Source organism: Thermodesulfobacteriota bacterium, from assembly GCA_040756475.1.
GTDB lineage: Bacteria > Desulfobacterota > Deferrisomatia > Deferrisomatales > JACRMM01 > JBFLZB01.
Genome location: JBFLZB010000097.1, coordinates 1 through 17,701 on the forward strand (window position 1 = coordinate 1; position 17,701 = coordinate 17,701).

Annotated in this window: 13 protein-coding genes; 5 read left to right on the forward strand and 8 right to left on the reverse strand. The window is 69.2% G+C overall.

The features are described 5' to 3' along the window. Positions 1–47 precede the first annotated feature (47 nt). Genes AB1578_14185 through AB1578_14200 form a run of 4 tightly spaced genes read right to left on the reverse strand, consistent with a single transcriptional unit; the run spans position 48 to position 5,285 of the window. A complete protein-coding gene (locus tag AB1578_14185; GenBank protein MEW6489051.1) occupies positions 48–674 on the reverse strand; it encodes a corrinoid protein in 627 nt (208 codons plus the stop codon). Between the two features lie 23 nt (positions 675–697). Then, entirely contained in the window at positions 698–2,239 is a 1,542-nt protein-coding gene (locus tag AB1578_14190) for a BCCT family transporter (GenBank protein MEW6489052.1), read from the reverse strand. A gap of 52 nt (positions 2,240–2,291) precedes the next feature. Then, the gene (locus AB1578_14195) at positions 2,292–3,713 is read right to left on the reverse strand and encodes a trimethylamine methyltransferase family protein (protein MEW6489053.1); all 1,422 of its coding nucleotides are present in this window, start codon (positions 3,711–3,713) and stop codon (positions 2,292–2,294) included. Between the two features lie 42 nt (positions 3,714–3,755). Beyond that, positions 3,756–5,285 (reverse strand): BCCT family transporter, encoded by a 1,530-nt coding sequence (locus AB1578_14200; protein ID MEW6489054.1) that lies wholly within the window; start codon positions 5,283–5,285, stop codon positions 3,756–3,758. Between the two features lie 275 nt (positions 5,286–5,560). Between AB1578_14200 and AB1578_14205 the strand changes: the two genes are divergently transcribed. Then, entirely contained in the window at positions 5,561–7,228 is a 1,668-nt protein-coding gene (locus tag AB1578_14205) for an ASKHA domain-containing protein (protein ID MEW6489055.1), read from the forward strand. A 272-nt stretch (positions 7,229–7,500) separates the two neighbouring features. After that, positions 7,501–8,394, forward strand: coding sequence for a PhzF family phenazine biosynthesis isomerase (locus AB1578_14210; protein ID MEW6489056.1), 894 nt, complete (start codon positions 7,501–7,503; stop codon positions 8,392–8,394). A gap of 70 nt (positions 8,395–8,464) precedes the next feature. On the opposite strand, the gene AB1578_14215 is transcribed toward AB1578_14210, so the two are convergent. The 4 genes from AB1578_14215 to AB1578_14230 form a co-directional block, all read right to left on the reverse strand. Then, positions 8,465–9,235 carry a CoA-transferase gene (locus AB1578_14215; GenBank protein ID MEW6489057.1) on the reverse strand — a complete coding sequence of 257 codons (771 nt, stop codon included), beginning with the start codon at positions 9,233–9,235 and terminating at the stop codon, positions 8,465–8,467. Positions 9,236–9,367: 132 nt separating this feature from the next. Beyond that, entirely contained in the window at positions 9,368–10,324 is a 957-nt protein-coding gene (locus tag AB1578_14220) for a CoA-transferase (protein ID MEW6489058.1), read from the reverse strand. A gap of 32 nt (positions 10,325–10,356) precedes the next feature. Next, positions 10,357–12,270 carry a TRAP transporter fused permease subunit gene (locus AB1578_14225; protein ID MEW6489059.1) on the reverse strand — a complete coding sequence of 638 codons (1,914 nt, stop codon included), beginning with the start codon at positions 12,268–12,270 and terminating at the stop codon, positions 10,357–10,359. Positions 12,271–12,338: 68 nt separating this feature from the next. Next, on the reverse strand, positions 12,339–13,322 hold the full coding sequence (locus AB1578_14230) for a TAXI family TRAP transporter solute-binding subunit (GenBank protein MEW6489060.1): 984 nt from the start codon (positions 13,320–13,322) through the stop codon (positions 12,339–12,341). 317 nt (positions 13,323–13,639) lie between these two features. Here AB1578_14230 and AB1578_14235 point away from each other — a divergent pair, with 317 nt between their 5' ends. The 3 genes from AB1578_14235 (at position 13,640) to trpD (ending at position 17,415) form a co-directional block, all read left to right on the forward strand. Then, the gene (locus AB1578_14235; protein MEW6489061.1) at positions 13,640–14,443 is read left to right on the forward strand and encodes an IclR family transcriptional regulator; all 804 of its coding nucleotides are present in this window, start codon (positions 13,640–13,642) and stop codon (positions 14,441–14,443) included. 325 nt (positions 14,444–14,768) lie between these two features. Next, positions 14,769–16,070 carry a short-chain fatty acid transporter gene (locus AB1578_14240; GenBank protein ID MEW6489062.1) on the forward strand — a complete coding sequence of 434 codons (1,302 nt, stop codon included), beginning with the start codon at positions 14,769–14,771 and terminating at the stop codon, positions 16,068–16,070. A gap of 265 nt (positions 16,071–16,335) precedes the next feature. Then, positions 16,336–17,415: an anthranilate phosphoribosyltransferase gene (gene trpD / locus AB1578_14245; protein ID MEW6489063.1), complete on the forward strand. Its 1,080-nt coding sequence runs from the start codon at positions 16,336–16,338 to the stop codon at positions 17,413–17,415. The last annotated feature ends 286 nt before the right edge of the window (positions 17,416–17,701 follow it).

The following is a 17,701-nucleotide window of genomic DNA, read 5'->3' on the forward strand; positions in this document are numbered from 1 at the left end:
GGGGCCCGGCGGGGTTGGGGTGTGGGGGGCGCCCCCCCCCGCCCGGGTCACGCCGCCAGCAGCCGCCGGGCCAGCTCCACCGCTCCGGGGGCGTCCTCGCTGTAGCCGGTGGCGCCGATCTTCTTTGCGAAGGCGTCGGTCACCGGGGCGCCGCCCACCATGGTCTTGAGCTGGAGGCCCTTCTCCGCGATGGTCTTCACCGTGGCCTCCATGGCCGGCATGGTGGTGGTCAGGAGCGCCGACATGCACACGATGTCGGCTTTGTGCTCGGCCGCGGCGGCCAGAAACGTGTCGGTCTCCACGTCTACGCCCAAGTCGATCACCTGGAAGCCGGCGCCCTCGAGCATCATGGAGACCAGGTTCTTGCCGATGTCGTGCAGGTCGCCCTTGACGGTGCCGATCACCAGCGTGCCCTTGGGCTTGGCGTCGGTGTCGGCGAGCAGCGGGCGGATGACCTCCAGGCCCGCCTTCATGGCCTGGGCGGCCATGAGCATCTCGGGCACGAAGAGCTCGCCCTCGGAAAAGCGCTTGCCCACCTCGTCCATGGCGGCGATGAGGCCGTCGTTCAAGACCGCCTGCACGTCGCTGCCGGCGTCGATCTCTTTGCGCACCAGGGCGGGCACGCCCTCTTCGTCGAAGTCCATCACCGCAGTGAAGATGTCTTGGATGGCCATGGTTGCGTCTCCTTTGTCTCGGGTTAGGGTGTTTGGGTTTTCGGGAGCTCGGTCGCGGGGGGCGCGCGCGTCTCCCGCCACATCTCCCGGACCGTGGCGGCGACGAGCAGGAACATGACAAACAGAAACGGGAACGAGCCCAGGATGGACGCCGTCTGGAGCGCCTTGAGCCCCCCCGCGTAGACGAGCACCGAGGCCACCGCGCCCAGGGTCAGACCCCAGAACACGGTGAGCCGTTTGTCGGCCGTGCGGGCGCCTCGGGTCGTGAACGAGCTGATCACCCAGGTGGCCGAGTCGGCCGAGGTGACGAAGAAGGAGGTGATCAAGAGGTTCGCCAGCACTGCCAGGAGCCCGTAGGCGGGCAGGTGGTGCAGGGTCTCGAAGAGCGCCCCTTCCAGGCTGGACTGGACGAGCTCGCCGATCCCACCCCCCTGGTAGAGGTCTATGTGGAGCGCCGTGCCGCCGAGCGCGCTGGAGAACACGAAGGAGAAGAGCGCCGGGAGCACCATCACCACCAGAACGAACTCCCGCACCGTGCGGCCCCGGGAGATCCGGGCGATGAAGGCGCCCACGAAGGGGGCCCAGGCGAGCCACCAGGCCCAGTAGAAGACCGTCCAGGCTTTGGTCCAGCCGGGGTTGCCGAAGAGCGTGGTGCTCGCGGACAGGGGCACTAGATCCCGCAGGTAGTCCGCCAGGGTCCGGCCGAAGGTCTCCACCAGGTATGCGGTGGGGCCGAAGGCCAGGAAGAAGCCGAGCAGGACCAGCATCAGGACCACGTTGAGGTTTGAGAGGTACTTGATGCCCCGCTCCACCCCGGACACCGCCGAGGTGATGAAGAGCGCCGTGATGCCCGCGATCACCGCCACCGTGACCCCGGGCCCGGTGGACGTGCCCGCGCTGGCGGAGAGCCCGCTGGTGATCTGCAGGGCGCCGAGCCCCAGCGAAGTGACCACGCCCATCACCGTGGCCCAGATGGCCAGCACATCGATGAGCCCCCCGCCGAAGCCCGCCATGGCCCGCTCGCCGAAGACCGGCACCAGGCACTGGGAGATCAGGCCCGGGCGCCCCTGGCGGAACTGGAAGTAGGCCATGGCGAGCCCCACCACGACGTAGGTGCCCCAGGCATGGACGCCCCAGTGGAAGAAGAAGATCTTCGAGGCCAGCCGGGCTGCGGCCGGGGTGCCGGCCTCGCCCGCGGGGGGGCTTAGGAAGTGGTACATGGGCTCGGCGATGGACCAGAAGACCAGGCCGATCCCCATGCCCGCGGAAAACAGCATGGCGAACCAACTCACCCGGCTGAACTCCGGGCGCTTCCCGTCCCGGCCCAGGCGGACCCGCCCCAGGGGAGAGAGGGCCACGGCCAGGCCGGCCACCACGAACAGGCTCACGCTCACCAGGTAGAGCCAGCCCCAGGTGCCGGTCAGGTAGGAGAGGGCCGCGTTGCTGGCCTTCTCCATCAGCGGGGGGAAGAGCCCCCCGACCACGACGAAGGGGAGGGTGAGCGCCGCCGAGGCCAGGAACACCTTCTGGTTGAGCCGGGCGTCCAGGGCTTTGCGAAGCGGCATGGGTCCTCCTCTCGTCGAAATCGGGGGGTGGGGAGAGCTGGGGTTCCGGGCCTCAGCCCTTCTTGCGCCGGGACACGTACTCGGACAGGGCTCGCTCCACCCCGGCGTCGATCTCCGGCTTCTCGTATTTGGCGAGTCGCGCTTGCAGCTCCTCGGTGGCGCGCTGGTCGGCCCGCTGTTTTCCGGCGTCGGTCCAGCCCTGGTAGTTCTGGCGGTTGGCGAGCTGGGGCAGGAAGAACTCGGTGCGGCACAGCTTGAAGGTCTTGGGCTGGGTGAGGTACTGGCCGCCGATCCCGACCTTCTGGATCATGGGCAGGTCGATGGACTCGTCGGTCACCTCGACCGGACGCAGGAGCCGACGGACCATGCCGCAGAGCTCCTCGTCCACCAGGAACTTCTCGAAGCTCATGGAGATGTAGGAGCCCAGGATGCCGCAGGAGTGGAGCACGAAGTTGATGCCGCTGCGGGCCGCGGTGGAGAGCGCCAGGGCCGACTCCAGGCCGGCCTGGGCGTCGGGGACGTGGGCGTCGGTGAGACTGCCGCCGCTGCGGCTGGGCAGGCCGTAGTACCGGGCCATCTGGGCGGTGGCCGAGACGAACCGGCTGAGCTCCGGGGCGCCGATGGAGAGGCCCCCGGTCTTCATGTCGATGGCCGAGGAGGTGCTCCCGTAGACGATGGGGGTGCCCGGGTTGATCAGCTGGGCCAGGGTGAGACCGGCCAGGATCTCGGCGTTCTGCACGGCCAGGACCCCGGACATCGTCACCGGTCCCGAGGAACCGGCCATGATCAGGGCGGCCACCACGCAGGGCTGGCCGTACCGGGCGAACTCGATCAGCGAACCCGCCATCTCGTCCGAGAACTGGAGCGGCGAGAGGGAGTTGATGAGCGAGATCATCACCGGCTTGTTCTTGATGTGCTCCTTTCCGCCCCAGACGATCCCCGCCATCTCCAGGGCGTCGAGCGCCCCCTGGCGGGAGACCGGGCTGCCCATGAAGGCCTTGTCCGAGAGGACGATGCTGGAGAACAGGATGTCCAGATGGACCGTGGCCGAGGGTACATCCGAGGGCTCCACCATCATGAAGCCGTTCATGTCCACGTATTTGGAGGTCTGCACCAGCTTGCAGAAGTTGTCGTAGTCCTGCATGGTCGCCTCGCGCTGCACCCCCTCGGCCGTGGTGACGAAGGGTGCGCCGTAGCCCGGGGCGAGGACGAAGTCGTCCTCCCCCACGGCCACGCTCTTGGCCGGGTTGCGGGCGGTGATGGTGAAGCGCGAGGGCGCGGTGTCCAGGGCCTTCCGAACGTCCTTCTCGGCCAGGAAGACCTTCTTGCCGTCGACCTTGATCCCGTGCTGGGCGAAGATCTCCACGGCTTCGGGCTCGTTGAAGGCGATCCCGGTCTCGCCGAGCAGCCGCATCGAGGCGGCGTGGAGGCGGTCGAGCTGCTCTTTGGTGAACTCGTGCATGCGGTCGTACATGGCTCTTCTCCGTGAGGCGCGAGAGGTGAGACGCGTTACACTCTAGTCGACGCTGCGGTTCGTGCCAGCGCTGCCGGCCACCTCCGCCCGGTAGGCGCTCAGGCCCTTGAAGGTGCCGTAGATGACCAGGAGGAGCAGGAACATCAGGGGGAAGGCCGTGGCGATGGAGGCGGTCTGGATCACCTTGAGGCTGCCGGTGGCCGCCAGCACCGCTGCCACGCCGCCGAGCGCGATGCCCCAGAAGGCCCGCAGATTGCGGTTGGGGGTCTCGTGGCCCGAGACGAACATGGAGAGCGCGAGCGCCGCCGAGTTGGCGCTCGTGAGGAGAAAGACGCCGATCAGGACGATCAGACCCACCACCAGCACCTGGGTCAGCGGCAGGTGCTGGGCGATGGCGAAGATGGCGCTCTCCACCCCGTGGTCCGTGATGGTCTGGGTGACGTCGAAGTGGATGCCCGCGCCGCCCACCACCGAGTACCAGAGGAAGTCGGCCAGGGTCGGCAGCAGCAGGGTGGCGGCCACGGTCTGCCGAATGGTCCGGCCCCGGGAGATACGGGCGATGAATACCGCCACGAACGGCGCCCAGCTCATCCACCAGGCCCAGTAGAACACGGTCCACCCGCCGATCCACTTGCTCTCGGCGCCGGGCTCGGTGAAGAGGCTCATGGCGACGAAGTTCTGCAGGTAGTCCCCCAGCGAGTTGGTGAAGAGATCGAAGAAGTACCGGGTCGGCCCCACCAGGAGCACGAAGAACCACACCGCGATGGTGGCGTACATGCGCCAGTCGGCCAGGAGCTTGATGCCCTTCTGGAGCCCCGTGTAGACCGAGATCGTGAAGATGGCGGTGAGGATCCCGATCAGGATGTAGGTGCCCGAGGCTCCCAGGGTGATCCCGTAGGCGTAGTTGAGGCCGCTGCCCATCTGCAGGGCCACCAGGCCCGTGGTGGTCGCCAGGCCGCCCAGGGTGGCGAAGACGGCGAAGATGTCGAGGACCTTGCCCAGGGGGCCGTGGATGCGGTCGCCGAAGACGTAGTAGAAGGCGCTGGAGAACCGGAAGGGGAGGTTCTTCGTGAAGCACGCATGGGCCAGCGGCACGGTGAGCATGAGGTAGATGGCCCAGGCCGAGAGCCCCCAGTGGAAGAACGAGTAGGTCATGGCGTTGGCCGCGGCCTCGGCCGTCTTGGCCTCGCCCCCGAAGTAGGGCGGCGGGGTCATGTAGTGGTAGGCCGGCTCCGCCGGGCCCCAGAATACGATCCCCGCGGCGATTGCGGCGCCGAAGAGCATGGCGAACCACGAGAAGTTCGAGAACTCGGGCTGGTCGTCCACCTTGCCGAGCTTCATCTTCCCGAAGTCCGAGAGCATGAGGTACAGGGAGGAGACCACCAGGAGGAACACCGTGAGCAGGTAGAGCCAGCCCCACTCGTTGGTCGTCCAGGCGAAGACCGCGTTGATGGTGGTGCCCATGTTCTCGGGAAACGCGACGGCCCAGAGGATGAAGGCCACCGTGACCGCGGCGGAGGGCCAGAACACCGCCGGGTCGAAGACGCGGGACGAAGCTGCCTTTGCTTCCATGGATGAGCCTCCGTAAGGTGGAGTGGCGGGGGCGGTTGGGGTGATGCCCGTCTCCCCTCGCAAGGCCCGTGCCACGGCGACGCGGCGTTCCTCGAGACGGCGGTGGATCCAGGCCCGGGGCGAAGCTTGGGGCCGCCGGGGCCGCTCCAAGCTTCGGCATAACGAAAAACTCCTTTCGCAAGCCGGCGCCGTTACGACAGGAAGTTTGCGCTTTTGCGACCGAAATTTTTCACCCCGGCGGGTTGCCGAGGTCAGACGGGAGAAAGGAGGCAGCGGTGGCGTCGCTCTGGGTGGCCCCTTCGGGGCCCAGGATTCCCCTGGCTCCCGGCGAGTCGGTGCTCGCGGCCCTGCGCCGCGCCGGGATCGAGCTGGAGAGCCCCTGCGGGGGAGAAGGGGTGTGCGGCAAGTGCCGGGTGCGGGTGGAAGAGCCCCAGGGCGTTCCGGAAACCCCCCACCGCCGTCTCCTGGCCGGGGAGGTTCGGGAGGGATGGCGCCTGGCCTGCCTCCTGGTGCCGGAGGGCGACCTCGCGATCCACCTTCCGGCCGACGCCCTGCTGGACGCCCGCATCCTGGAGGGGGAGCGGCTCTCCGCGAGCCGCCTCGCCCCCGCGGCCCGGGTGAGGTGGAAGAGGGGCGCCCCGTGGCTGGAGTACGAGGGTGCAGAGCCCGTGGCGCTCCCCGGGTGGGGCTCGCCGACCGCGCCCAAGGGGCTCGCGGTGGATATCGGCACCACCACCCTGGTGGTCTCCCTCCTGGACCTCGCCGGGGGCCGCGAGCTCTCCACGGCTTCGGCCCTGAACCCCCAGACGGCCTTCGGCCACGATGTGCTGAGCCGCATTCAGAAGGGGTCGACGCAGGAGGGGCTGGGCGAGCTCGCAGCCGCGGTGCGCGGGGTGCTGAACCGCTTGATCGGAGAAGCCTGCCGAGAAGCGGGCGCGGACGCCGGAGAGGTGGTGGATGCGGTGCTGGGGGCCAACACCACCATGCTCCAACTCGCCGGGGGGATCGATCCGGCGCCCCTGGGGCGGGTGCCCTTCCGGGTGGGGATCGCCGGGGGGCGAAGCTATCCTGCCGCCCGCTTCGGGCTGGACCTCAACCCGGCAGCCCGGGTCTACGTGCCCCCCGTGGCCCACGCCTTCGTGGGCAGCGACATCAGCGCGGGGCTCCTGGCCTGCCGGTTCTTCGAGCGGGAGGGGCCGCTGCTCTTCGTGGACATCGGCACCAACGGCGAGCTCGCCCTGAGCGCCGGGGGGCGGTGGCTCGTCACCTCGGCGGCGGCGGGACCGGCCTTCGAGGGCATGGGCATCTCCCAGGGCATGCGGGCGGCCCCGGGCGCGGTCGAGGCGGTGCACACCGACGGAGGGACCGTAGACGTGCGGGTGGTCGGCGGCGGGCCCGCCCGGGGCTTGTGCGGCAGCGGGCTCATCGACGCGGTTGCGGCCCTGCTGCGCCTGGGGGCCCTGGAGCCGAGCGGCCGGCTGCGGCGGCCCGCCGAGGCGGGCCGGGTCGCTCCCGGCGCCCGCGAGCGCCTGGCGGAGCGGGACGGAAAACCGGCCTTTCGCCTGGCGGACGGCGTCTTCCTGACCCAGGCGGACGTGCGCCAGCTCCAGCTCGCCAAGGGTGCCCTGCGCACCGCCGTCGACCTGCTCCTGGCCGAAGCCGGGGTTCGGCCGGAAGAGCTGCGGGAGGTCGTCCTGGCCGGCGCCTTCGGCTACCACCTGCGGCCGGAGAGCCTGGAGGCCATCGGCCTGCTGCCCCGGGGGCTCGCGGACACAGTGACCTTCGCCGGCAACACGAGCCGCCTGGGCGCGGGGCTCCTCCTGCTCGATAGCCATTTGCGAGGCGTCCTGGAGGCGCTCATGGAACAGACCCGGCACCTCGCCCTGCCGGAGAGCCGCGCCTTCCAAGATGCCTTCGTGGGGAACATCGGATTTCCGTGTTGAGGGGAACCGGTCCCGGAGGATGCCCAGGTCGGGTATGCCTCAATTCCCCAGGACGGGCGCGAAGTACAGGGGACACCGTCCCGATCGAAATCGGTCCGGTAAGGGTCCGGGATGTGACCTGCCTCGATGGCCGGCGGCGAATCCTCCCCAGGGAAGGGGGCCGACGCCGGCCCGTCCCCTCGCGGTTGTCCCGCTGCCCGCCTTGGGATAGCATCCGTCGCGCCCGCTGGGTTGTAGGCTTTTATTCTTTGCTTGCCAGGAGGAGGGTTGCCATGCCGAGACGCCCGATCTACGTGGTCGACGCCTTCACACGGGAGCCGCTTCGGGGAAACCCGGCGGGGGTCGTGCCCTTTGCCCGGGGCCTGAGCGGCGAACAGATGCTTGCCGTGGCCCGAGAGGTGAACGCCTCCGAGACGGCCTTCGTGCTCCCGTCCCGGGAGGCGGACTTCCATCTGCGCTACTACACCCCCACCCAGGAGGTGCCCTTTTGCGGTCACGCCACCGTGGCAGCCCTGGCCCTGCTGGAAGAGCTCGGGGAGGTGTCGGTTTCGGGCGCGTTCGGCCGGGTGCGGGTGGAGACCGGGGTGGGGGTGCTCGGGATCGACCTGGTGCGCACGCCCGAGGGGCTTCGGGTGGACATGACCCAGGCCGCACCGTCGTTTCGCCCCTGCGGCGAGCCCGCCGACCGGGTGCTCGAGGTGCTGGGCCTCAATCCGGACGACCTGCGCACGGATCTCCCCCTGGAGCTCGCCTACACGGGGCTGTGGCACCTGCTGGTGCCCCTGGTGGGAACGGAAGCCCTCGACGGCCTCATGCCCGATCTGCGGGCCCTGGCCACCCTGAACCGGGAGCTCGGGGTGCTCACGACTCACCTCTTCGTCGAGGAGGCAGATACCTTCCACTGCCGCGACTTCGCGCCGGCGGCGGGGGTGGACGAGGATCCGGTCACGGGGTCGGCCTCCGGGGCCCTGGGGGCCTATCTGGTGCGCCACCGCGCCGTTCGTCCGGGCGTGCCTCTACGGCTCGTCCAGGGGGAGGCCTGCGACCGGCCGGGGGAGGTTCGGGTGGTGGTGCAGGGCGAGCCCGGAGCCCCCACCTCTGCGGTGGTCGGGGGCCACGCCGTGGTGAGCCTGCGGGGAGAGATGCGGGTGTCGGAGCCCGCCTAGCGGGGCAGAGGGCAGGGGGCAGAGGTGCCGCCGCCATGGGTGCCGCTTTGGGTCAGGGGGCGGCAGCGGGTCAGCGCTTGATGAAGATTCCCTCCGGGTCCACGACCCTGCGCAGGATGTCGAGCTCTTCGGCCGACGGGTGCGGGGTCTCCACGGCCTCGGCGAGGTCGAGGCGAAAGCCGGTCTGGTCCTGGACGGAGGCGGCGCTCTGGCCGGGATGGAAGGACGCCAGGTACGGCTCGCGGGTGCCGTCGCGGAAGCGGACGACGCCCAGGGTGGTGACCACCGCCGCCGGGCCGCCGCCTGTGATGCCGGCCCGCTCGCGGGAGTCCCCGCCTTCGAGCCACCCGGGGCTCGTGCGGTAATCGACCCGCTCGACGAACCGGCGCTTCTCGTGGCGAGCGATCACCACGGTGCGCCCCGACAGGGCGGCCACGTCGGCGGACCCGCCGCTGCCCGGGAATCGGACCGCCGGGCGCCGGTACTCCCCCAGCGCCGTCGAGTTCAGATTCCCGTACCGGTCGATCTGGGCCCCGCCCAGAAACCCCACGTCGACCCGCCCCCCTTGCAGGATGTAGTTGAAGACGTCGAAGAGCCCCGAGGCCTGGGCCGCCCCCACCAGGGTTCGCGAGTCGCCCACGCTCATGGGAAGGTGGAGCATCTGGGGGGCGACTCCCCCGGCCTCGAAGACGACCGTGAGCCCCGGGGCATGGGTGCGCTGAGCGAGCATCGCCCCCAGCATGGGCAGGCCCGTGCCGGCGAACACCACCTCGCGGTCCCGAATTTCCCGCGCCGCGGCAACGGCCATGATCTCGGTGGTGGAAAAGTCGTTGGCTGTCATGTGGGTGTGTCCGTTGTCCGTGGTCCGTGGTCCGTCGGAGAAGGGAGGCGCGTGTGGCGCGTTGCTCGTTGCCCGTTGGAGTGAGATCGACCGCCCTCTCACGTCTCACGGTTCACGTCTCACGCTCCCCCGTCACCGCCTCTTGAGCTCGGGGTTATAGCCCAGGCCCGAGCGGGCCCGCAGTTGCTCCAGGCGTGCTTCCCCCCCCACCGCCTCCAGGTAGGCCCCGTGGTCGGGGGGGCCGAGGACGAACCGATCCAGGTACTCGCGAAACGCGTCATCCGAGCGGGCCGACCGGGCGTAGAGGGTCAGGTGGTCGGGGTCGTAGTCGTAATAGTTGTGCACGTTGTGGGGGTGGGCCCCGAAGGGCACGTGGACCACCGCCTGCACCGCGAAGGGGGGGATCCGGTTCCGCTCGGGGTCGCGCCGCAGCTCCTCGTCCTCCACCAGCTCCTCGCAGGTGACGATCACCGTCTTGGCGGCAAGGGCCTGCTGCACGTCCAGGAACTCCTGGCCCTCGATTCGGACCAGGCCGTCGGTGCTGGCCTTCTGCACGTGGAGCAGGCACAGGTCGGTGCGGATGGCGGGCACGAGCACCACCGGGTCGCCCGTGAAGGGGCAGTCGAGCACCGCCGCCTTGCGAGGCGCCGCGGCAGGGTCTGCACGTCGCGCTTCGGCGTCGAGCCCTTCCCGGGCGAGCAGATCGGTTCCCAGCATGGACCGGGTGGGAAAGAACGGAAGCCCCATCGCCCCCGCCGCGAAGCGCGCCATCATCGCGGCGTTCGAGTAGTCCTCGAACCGCAGCCGGCCCGCCTCGACGAAGCGGCGCCAGTTGGGCGCGATCGGGCTGAACACGCCGTCGGCCAGGTAGGCGCCTTCCAGGCGGCGCACGCACCCGGCCCCGATCAACAGATCGGCGTCGCTCCCGGCCGAGTGGCAATAGAGCGCCAAGTCCTTTACCCCTGCCCGGATCAGGGCCCGCAGGAGCGCGGTGGGGTGGCGCTGGCTGGTGAACCCTCCGATGGAGAGCGACGCCCCCGAGGGCACGAGGGCAGCGGCGCCCTCCAGCGTGGTGAGCTTCGAAGTCAAGGCCAGCCTCCTTCCGGACGGCGCCGCAGCGCTCAGGCAGGCCGGGGAGCCAGGGTGGCGCCCTGGTCGCGTCTGCGCTGCAACACAAACCGATAGCCGCCCCACAGGGCCAGGGCAGACAGGCCCACCACGTCGGTCACCGCCTCGGGCAGGATGATGAGGACACCGCAGGCCACGGCGAGCACCCGCTCGTACCAGGGGAGCACGCCCCACAAGAATCCCTGGATGCCCGCGGCCAGGGCCACCACGCTCAGCCCGCAGATCACCACGGCGTAGACCGTGCCGAGCACCGTCCCCCCCAGGATCAACGACGGGTCGTAGACCCAGACGAAGGGGATCAGGAAGCTCACCAGGCCCAGGACGAAGCTCTGCCAGCCGGTGCGGAACACCGGCGTCTCGGCGATGGTGGCGGTCACGTAGGCCGTGAGGGCCACCGGCGGCGTCAGGCCCGAGACGATGCCGAAGTAGAACACGAAGAGGTGGGCCCCCACGGGGCTCACTCCGGCCTGGACGAGGGCGGGCGCGGCGAGCACCGCCAGGATGATGTACACCGCGGTGACGGTGAGGCCCATCCCCAGGATCAGCGAGGCGACCATGGTCATCAGGAGCAGGGGCAGGAGCTTGCCCCCCGAGAGCTCGATGGCGATCGACGAGAGCTGCACGCCGAGCCCGGTGACGTTGATGATCCCGACGATGATGCCGGCGCAGGCGCAGGTGGCGATGATCACCAGCATGCCCCGGGTGCCGGCCTCCAGCACCTTGACCAGGTAGCGCAGCAGCCCCGTAAACGACATGCGCCCGCCCAGCGCCTCCTGGGCCACGTACACCGCCACCAGGGAGAGAAATGCCAGGGCGGCCGACCGCTGGGGGGGCACCGCCATCACGCCCATGGTGTACACGAGAACGGTGAAGGGGACGACGATGATGGTGCTCTTCTTCAGCACGGCCAGGAGCTGGGGGCGCTCGTCCGGGGGAATCTTGGCGATGCCCCGGCGGCCCGCCTCGAAGTCGGCGGCCATGTAGAGGGAGAAGTAGTAGAGAACCGCCGGGAGGAACGCCATCTTGCAGATTTCCCAGTAGGTCACCCCGGTGAACTCGGCCATGATGAAGGCCGCAGCCCCCATCACCGGCGGCATGAAGGCGCCGCCGTTGGCGGCGACGGCCGAGAGCGACGCCGAGAAGAGCCCGCTGAACCCCCTCTTTTTCATGGTGGGGATGCACAGCGAGCCCACCGCCGCCGCGTCGGCCACGGGGCTGCCGGAGATCATGCCGATCATGAGCCCCGTGAAGACCGTGACCTTGCCGCTGCCGCCCCGGGTGCGCCCGAAGACCGCCGCTCCGATGTCGGAGATCAGGTGGTCGCCCCCCGACGCCCCCAAGCCCGCGGCGAACAGGACGAACAGGAACACGAAGGTGGAGGTGACGCCGATGGGGATGCCGTAGATGCCCTCGGTGGAGAGGAACACCGCCGTGCTCACCCAGTCCCAGGTCATGCCCGGGTGGGACATCACCTCGGGAAAGTGGGCGCCGAAGAGCGCGTAGACCAGGAAGAACCCGGCAATGGCCGTCAGGACCCACCCGATGGTCCGCCGGGTCGCCTCCAGGGTGACGGCGATCGCGATGGTGCTGAAGACGATGTCCGCCGTGTTGGGCATGCCCTGGCGGTAGATCATCTGCTCGATCGTGCTCAGGTAGTAGTAGGTGAACGCGAGGGCGAGCCCCCCCAGCACCAGGTCGGCGGCGAACCAGGCCCGGCTGTTGGCCACCTTCTCGGTCCTGCGGGCCGGAAAGAGGAGGAAGATGAGGAGAAAGCCCACCCCCACGTGGATGCCCCGCTGCCACTGGGCGGCCAGGGCCTGCACGCTGCCCGTATACAGGTGGAAGCCCGCCAGCAGACAGGCGATGGCCGTGACCATGCCCGCCGTGAAACCCCGAAGCTTTCGCATGGGACCGTCTTCCTTTTCCCGGGCGGCGGGAGCCGGAGCTCCCCGCCGCGGCGTTCACGAGTCGGCTGTTACTGGATGCCCATCTCCTGGTAGAACTTCTGCGCACCGGGGTGCAGGGGGATGGTGGCCCCCGCCTTGAGGTTCTGCAGGGTATACTCGGCCCCGGAGGGATGCACCGCGGCCAGATCTTTCTGGAAGCCCTCGATGGTCTTGAGCAGGGCGTAGACCGTGTCGTCGGGGGTCGAGGTGCTGGCCAGCAGGCAGGCGCGCCAGCTCATGGTCGCCACGTCCTCGTCCTGGTCCCGGTAGGTCTTGGCCGGGATGGTGTAGGTCTCGATGAGCGCCTTCTTCTCGGCGCCCTGGGCGGCAAGCCACGCGTCCACGGCTGCGGCCTCCAAGGGGAGCAGGCGCATCGGATTCTCCGCGAACACGTTGGTCACCGACGACGTGGGCACCCCGGCGCCGTAAATGGCGGCGTCGACGGTTCCGTCCTTGAGGGCGCCCGTCATCTCGCTCATGGAGAGGTACTGGGGGCTCACGTCCTGCAGGGTGAGGCCCGCCACGGCCAGCACGTCCATGGACCAGCTGAGCACCGCGCTGCCCTGGGCCCCCACCGCCACCTTCTTTCCCTTCAGGTCGGCGATGGTCTGGATGGACGACTTCTTCGGCACCACCACCTGGGCGTGGGAAAAGTGCCCGCCCGCCACGTAGCGGAGGTTTTCGAGCTTGCCCTGCTTGAACATCTCCTGGCCGTGGTACGCATAGTAGGCAAGGTCGGGCGTCGAGAAGCCCACCCCGGCACGATTGGACGAGACCAGGCGACAGTTCTCGATCGAGCCGTTCGTGGTCAGGGGCGTAACCTTGGCGCCGGCCTGCTTGCGCATCACTTCGGAGATGGCGCCGCCCAGGATGTAGTAGGTGCCGCCCGTGCCGGCGGTGGCCAGCATGAAGGGCTTCACCGAGGGCTTTGCGTCGGCCCGCGCCGCCGAAGGTGCGGCCACGGGGGCGGTGAGCAGAGCGGCGATCGCCAGACCGAGGAATGCCCTGTTCATGTTCCTGCTCCTTGTGCTGGGGGGAAACCGAGTCCCCGTCGTGGCGCTGGTCCGGCCCCGCAAGAACGCGAGTGCCCGGCGCAGTGCCGAAGGAAGAAGCTGGCAGACGGGCCCTGCCGCGCCGCGACGTCGTGTGCGGGGGCTGGAGACCCGCGGAGGATTCCGCTATGCGGAATATAAATCCGTTCTGCAAAATGCTAGACTGAGGAAATATCCGATGTCAACGGAATTTACCTGGGGTAAACACAGCGGGCGTGGGAGTACAGGCGCACTCCGCGGTCCTTGCTCGGGTTTGCGCGAAGGGAAGGAGGCTGGAAATGATACGAAAGCCGGTGGCCGCCAGGCGGGGGAGGGACGATCGGAAGTTCGTGGAGGCCCTCGCCCGGGGCCTCGAAGTGCTGGCCTGCTTCGGTCCGGCGGACCGCGCCCTGGGCAACGCCCAGATCGCCGAGCGCACGGGACTGCCGAAGGCGACGGTCTCTCGGCTGACCTACACCCTGACGGCGCTCGGATACCTACGGCACCGCCCCGACCTGAACCGCTACGAGTTGGGCACCGCGGTCATCAGCCTGGGGTACTCGCTCATGTCGCGAATGGACATCCGCCGCCTGGCGCGCCCCCTGATGCAGGCCCTGGCCGAGCACGCCCACGTGGCGGTGAACCTGGGCGTGCGGGACCGCCTGACCATGGTCTACATCGATACCTACCGCAGCACCTCGGTCTCCGCCCTGCTCCTGGACATCGGGTCCCAGATCCCCATCGCCACCACCTCCATGGGCCGGGCGTACCTGGCAGCGGTGCCGGGGGACGTTCGGGCCGAGGTCTGCGACGAGCTGCGCCGGGGAGACCCGCAGGCGTGGCCTCGGGTAGAGGCCGGCCTGGAAGCCGCCCTCGTCCAGTATCGGGAGAGAGGCTTCTGCCTCTCCCTGGGAGACTGGTTGCCCGAGGTCAACGCCGTCGCTGTCCCCCTGCCCGCCGAGGACCCCCGGGACACCATGGTGTTCAGCTGCAGCGGGGCGGCCTTTCTCACCTCGCGGGCGTCCCTGGAGGAGGACATCGGGCCCCGCCTCCTCAACCTGGTGGCCAACGTGCGCACCGCCCTGGGCGCCCACCCGATCTGACCGCAAGAGCGCCGTAGACCGGTACGCTTGACCGGCTGCGCCGCTGCGTGCTACCCACGCGCCGACGGGAACGACGACGGGCCATTCCCGGACCCGGGAGCTTTTCGGGGTTCTTTCCCGCGGAGCCCGTGGAAAGGAGCCGCATGCCACCACATCGCAGTTGATGTCCCGCAGTGCAACCTCCGAGGAAGGATGACGAGCATGGAATCTCCCGCGGGGAGATTCGTCCGTTGGGTCCGATCGTCGCCAGATGATGCGGATTCATGCCGGCGTGGCGCCGGCGTTCATCACGGGAACCCGATGCACTACGGAGGAGGTACGTAGGATGCAAAAGATGACTCGCTTTTTCGTGGCTCTGGTGCAGAGATACCTTCCCGATCCATTCCTGTTCGCGGCAATCCTCACTTTCATCGTGTATATCGGCGGACTGGTCCTGACCGAGAACACCCCTTACCAGATGGTGCAGCACTGGGGTAACGGCTTCTGGAACCTCCTGACGTTCTCCATGCAGATGGTGCTGGTGCTCGTAACCGGTCACGCGCTGGCGGAGAGCCCTCCGGTCAAGAGGATTCTGCGGTCGATTGCCTCGCTCGTGACCTCCCCGAGCGGCGCCATCATGATGACCTGCTTCGTGGCGGCGGTCGCGAGCTGGATCAACTGGGGGTTCGGGCTGGTCGTGGGGGCGCTGCTCGGGCGCGAAATGGCCCGCAGGGTCAAGGGGCTGGACTACCGGTTGACCATCGCCTGCGCCTACATGGGTTTTCTGGTCTGGCACGCCGGCCTGGCCGGTTCGATCCCCCTCGCCCTCAATACGCCCACCGACTGGTCCTATAAGATCACGAACGGCATCGCCGTGGGGCAGACGATCTTTGCGCCCTTCAACCTGATCACCGCCATCGTTCTCATCCTGACGCTTCCAATCTTGGCGCGTCTGATGATGCCGAGGGACGTCATCGCGGTCGATCCGGCCCTCCTGGAAGAAAAGGAGATCGTCATCCCGGCCGCACGGACGCCTGCGGAAAAGGTTGAGAACAGCTCTGCCGTTTCGATACTCCTTGCGGTGGGCGCAACCATCTACCTGGTGTTCCATTTCGGGAAGGGCGGCTCCCTCAACCTGAACATCGTGAACTTCATCTTCCTGTTCTCCGGCATCCTCCTGCACTGGACGCCGCGCAGGTATATCAACGCCCTGTACACCGCCGTGAAGGGCTCGAGCGGCATCATCCTCCAGTTCCCCTTCTATGCCGGGATCATGGGGATGATGGTGACCTCGGGGCTCGCGGCCGTGATTTCCCAGTGGTTCGTCAATATCTCGACGCCGTTTACGTTCCCCTTCTTCACCTTCCTCTCGGCCGGCCTCGTCAACGTGTTCGTCCCCTCCGGGGGCGGTCAGTGGGCCGTCCAGGGACCGATCATCCTGCCGGCGAGCGCCGCCTTGGGGGTGGATACCGCCCGCGCGGCCATGGCCATCGCCTGGGGAGACGCGTGGACCAACATGATCCAGCCGTTCTGGGCTCTGCCGGCGCTGGGCATCGCGGGCCTCAACGCCCGCGACATCATGGGGTACTGCGTCATGGCGCTCATCTACTCGGGGATCATCATCTCGATCGGCCTCCTCTTTCTGTAGGGGCCGGTCGAGGGGGCGCTCGACATCCCCCTCCACCAGGGGGCTTCGGGGGCGTACCCCGGGAGTCCTCGCGCACCGCGGCGCCCAGGAGCGCCGCGGTGCGCTGCTTCCTACCGGGAGAGGCAGCCGGAGAGCTGGCACAGTAGCGTAGCAGCGGGTAAGCTCGCGGCGGGTGCGGCGGTTCGGGTGCCGGGGGCTTGCAGCCGTGTGCCGCGCCGGGGCGCAGGACGTCGAGGCGGAACAGGTCCATCGAAAGGGAGGGAGCATGATCCGAGAGGCGCTGGCGAAGTTGGCGGGCCGGGAAGACCTGACCGAGGGAGAGATGATCGCCGCCATGACCGAGGTGACCCGGGGGGAGGCCACCTCGGCCCAGGTGGGGGCATTTCTCATGGCGCTGCGCCTCAAGGGGGTGACCGCCGGGGAGCTCGCGGGGGCGGGCCGGGCGCTGCGCTCCCTGGCGCCCTCGATTCGGGCCGGGGCGCCCCTGGTGGCCATCGACCGGGACGAGATCAACGTGGACCAGGAGACCATGGCCGCATTCGCGGCCTCGGAGGGTGCCGGAACCAGCACGTTCAACGTCTCCACGGCCACGGCGTTTGCGGTTGCGGCCTGCGGTGCCAAGGTGGTGCGGCACGGGCTGCGGGCGGTGGCTCCCGTGTGCGGCAGCGCCGACGTGCTGGCCGCCCTGGGGGTCGAGCCCGACCTCACCCCCTCGGCCGTGGAGGACTGCCTCGAGGCGGTGGGGGTGGGTTTCTTCTACGAGCCCCTCTTCCACTCCACCCTCAAGCACGTGGTGGGCCCGCGCCGGGAGCTGGGGCTTCGCACCATCTTCAACCTCTTCGGCCCCCTGGCCAACCCGGCCGGGGCCCGGCACCACTTCGTGGGGGTGGGCGCCCGGGAGTCGCCCCGGGTGCTGGCGGAAGCCCTCCTCGCACTGGGAACCGAGCGCGCCCTGGTGGTGCACGGGGAGGACGGCCTGGACGAGATCACGGTGTGCGGGGCCACCCGGGTCGCCGAGGTGCGGGACGGCGCGATCCGGGAGTACACGGTGTCCCCGGAGGAGTTCGGCCTCTCCCGGGCCGGGCCGGGGGACATCGCCGGGGGCGACGCCCGGGAGAACGCCGCCATCGTGCGGGCCGTGCTGGGAGGCGAGCCGGGCCCCCGGCGCGACATGGTGCTCGTGAACGCCGGGGCGGCCTTGTACGTTGCCGGCCTGGCCCCGGGGCTCCCCGAGGGCATCCGCCGGGCGCGGGAGGGGCTCGACTCGGGGGCGGCGCTCGCCAAGCTAGAGGCCCTTGCCGAGCGCACCCAGCGGCTGAGCCACGGCTGGTTCCGGGAGGCCTGAGGCGCCTCCCGCAAGACTTCAGGCTCGTCCGCAGAATCTGTGGGTAGGTAGCGGTCCAGAAACCCGTGTTCCCCGTCGCTTTCGATCCGCCCGCGACGGGGCATGCCCGCCTCGGGCTCAGGGTGATCCAGCCCCGCCCCACCCTCACCCCAGCCCTCTCCCTGAGGGAGAGGGGGCCATTGGGGATGCACTGCTACCCCAAGGCGGCGCCTTCCCTCGACGGGAGAAGGCAGCGATTCCAGCCCGCCGGGTTGCCGGAAGGGGGCGGCCCGGGTGGCGGGCCGCC

What these genes read in the sequence shown, in the direction of transcription:
- AB1578_14185 (MEW6489051.1), bottom strand. Translation starts at nt 674, where the DNA reads ATGGCCATCCAAGACATCTTCACTGCGGTGATGGACTTCGACGAAGAG.
- AB1578_14200 (MEW6489054.1), bottom strand. Translation starts at nt 5,285, where the DNA reads ATGGAAGCAAAGGCAGCTTCGTCCCGCGTCTTCGACCCGGCGGTGTTC.
- AB1578_14195 (MEW6489053.1), bottom strand. Translation starts at nt 3,713, where the DNA reads ATGTACGACCGCATGCACGAGTTCACCAAAGAGCAGCTCGACCGCCTC.
- AB1578_14190 (MEW6489052.1), bottom strand. Translation starts at nt 2,239, where the DNA reads ATGCCGCTTCGCAAAGCCCTGGACGCCCGGCTCAACCAGAAGGTGTTC.
- AB1578_14235 (MEW6489061.1), top strand. Translation starts at nt 13,640, where the DNA reads ATGATACGAAAGCCGGTGGCCGCCAGGCGGGGGAGGGACGATCGGAAG.
- AB1578_14210 (MEW6489056.1), top strand. Translation starts at nt 7,501, where the DNA reads ATGCCGAGACGCCCGATCTACGTGGTCGACGCCTTCACACGGGAGCCG.
- AB1578_14225 (MEW6489059.1), bottom strand. Translation starts at nt 12,270, where the DNA reads ATGCGAAAGCTTCGGGGTTTCACGGCGGGCATGGTCACGGCCATCGCC.
- AB1578_14230 (MEW6489060.1), bottom strand. Translation starts at nt 13,322, where the DNA reads ATGAACAGGGCATTCCTCGGTCTGGCGATCGCCGCTCTGCTCACCGCC.
- AB1578_14240 (MEW6489062.1), top strand. Translation starts at nt 14,769, where the DNA reads ATGCAAAAGATGACTCGCTTTTTCGTGGCTCTGGTGCAGAGATACCTT.
- trpD (MEW6489063.1), top strand. Translation starts at nt 16,336, where the DNA reads ATGATCCGAGAGGCGCTGGCGAAGTTGGCGGGCCGGGAAGACCTGACC.
- AB1578_14215 (MEW6489057.1), bottom strand. Translation starts at nt 9,235, where the DNA reads ATGACAGCCAACGACTTTTCCACCACCGAGATCATGGCCGTTGCCGCG.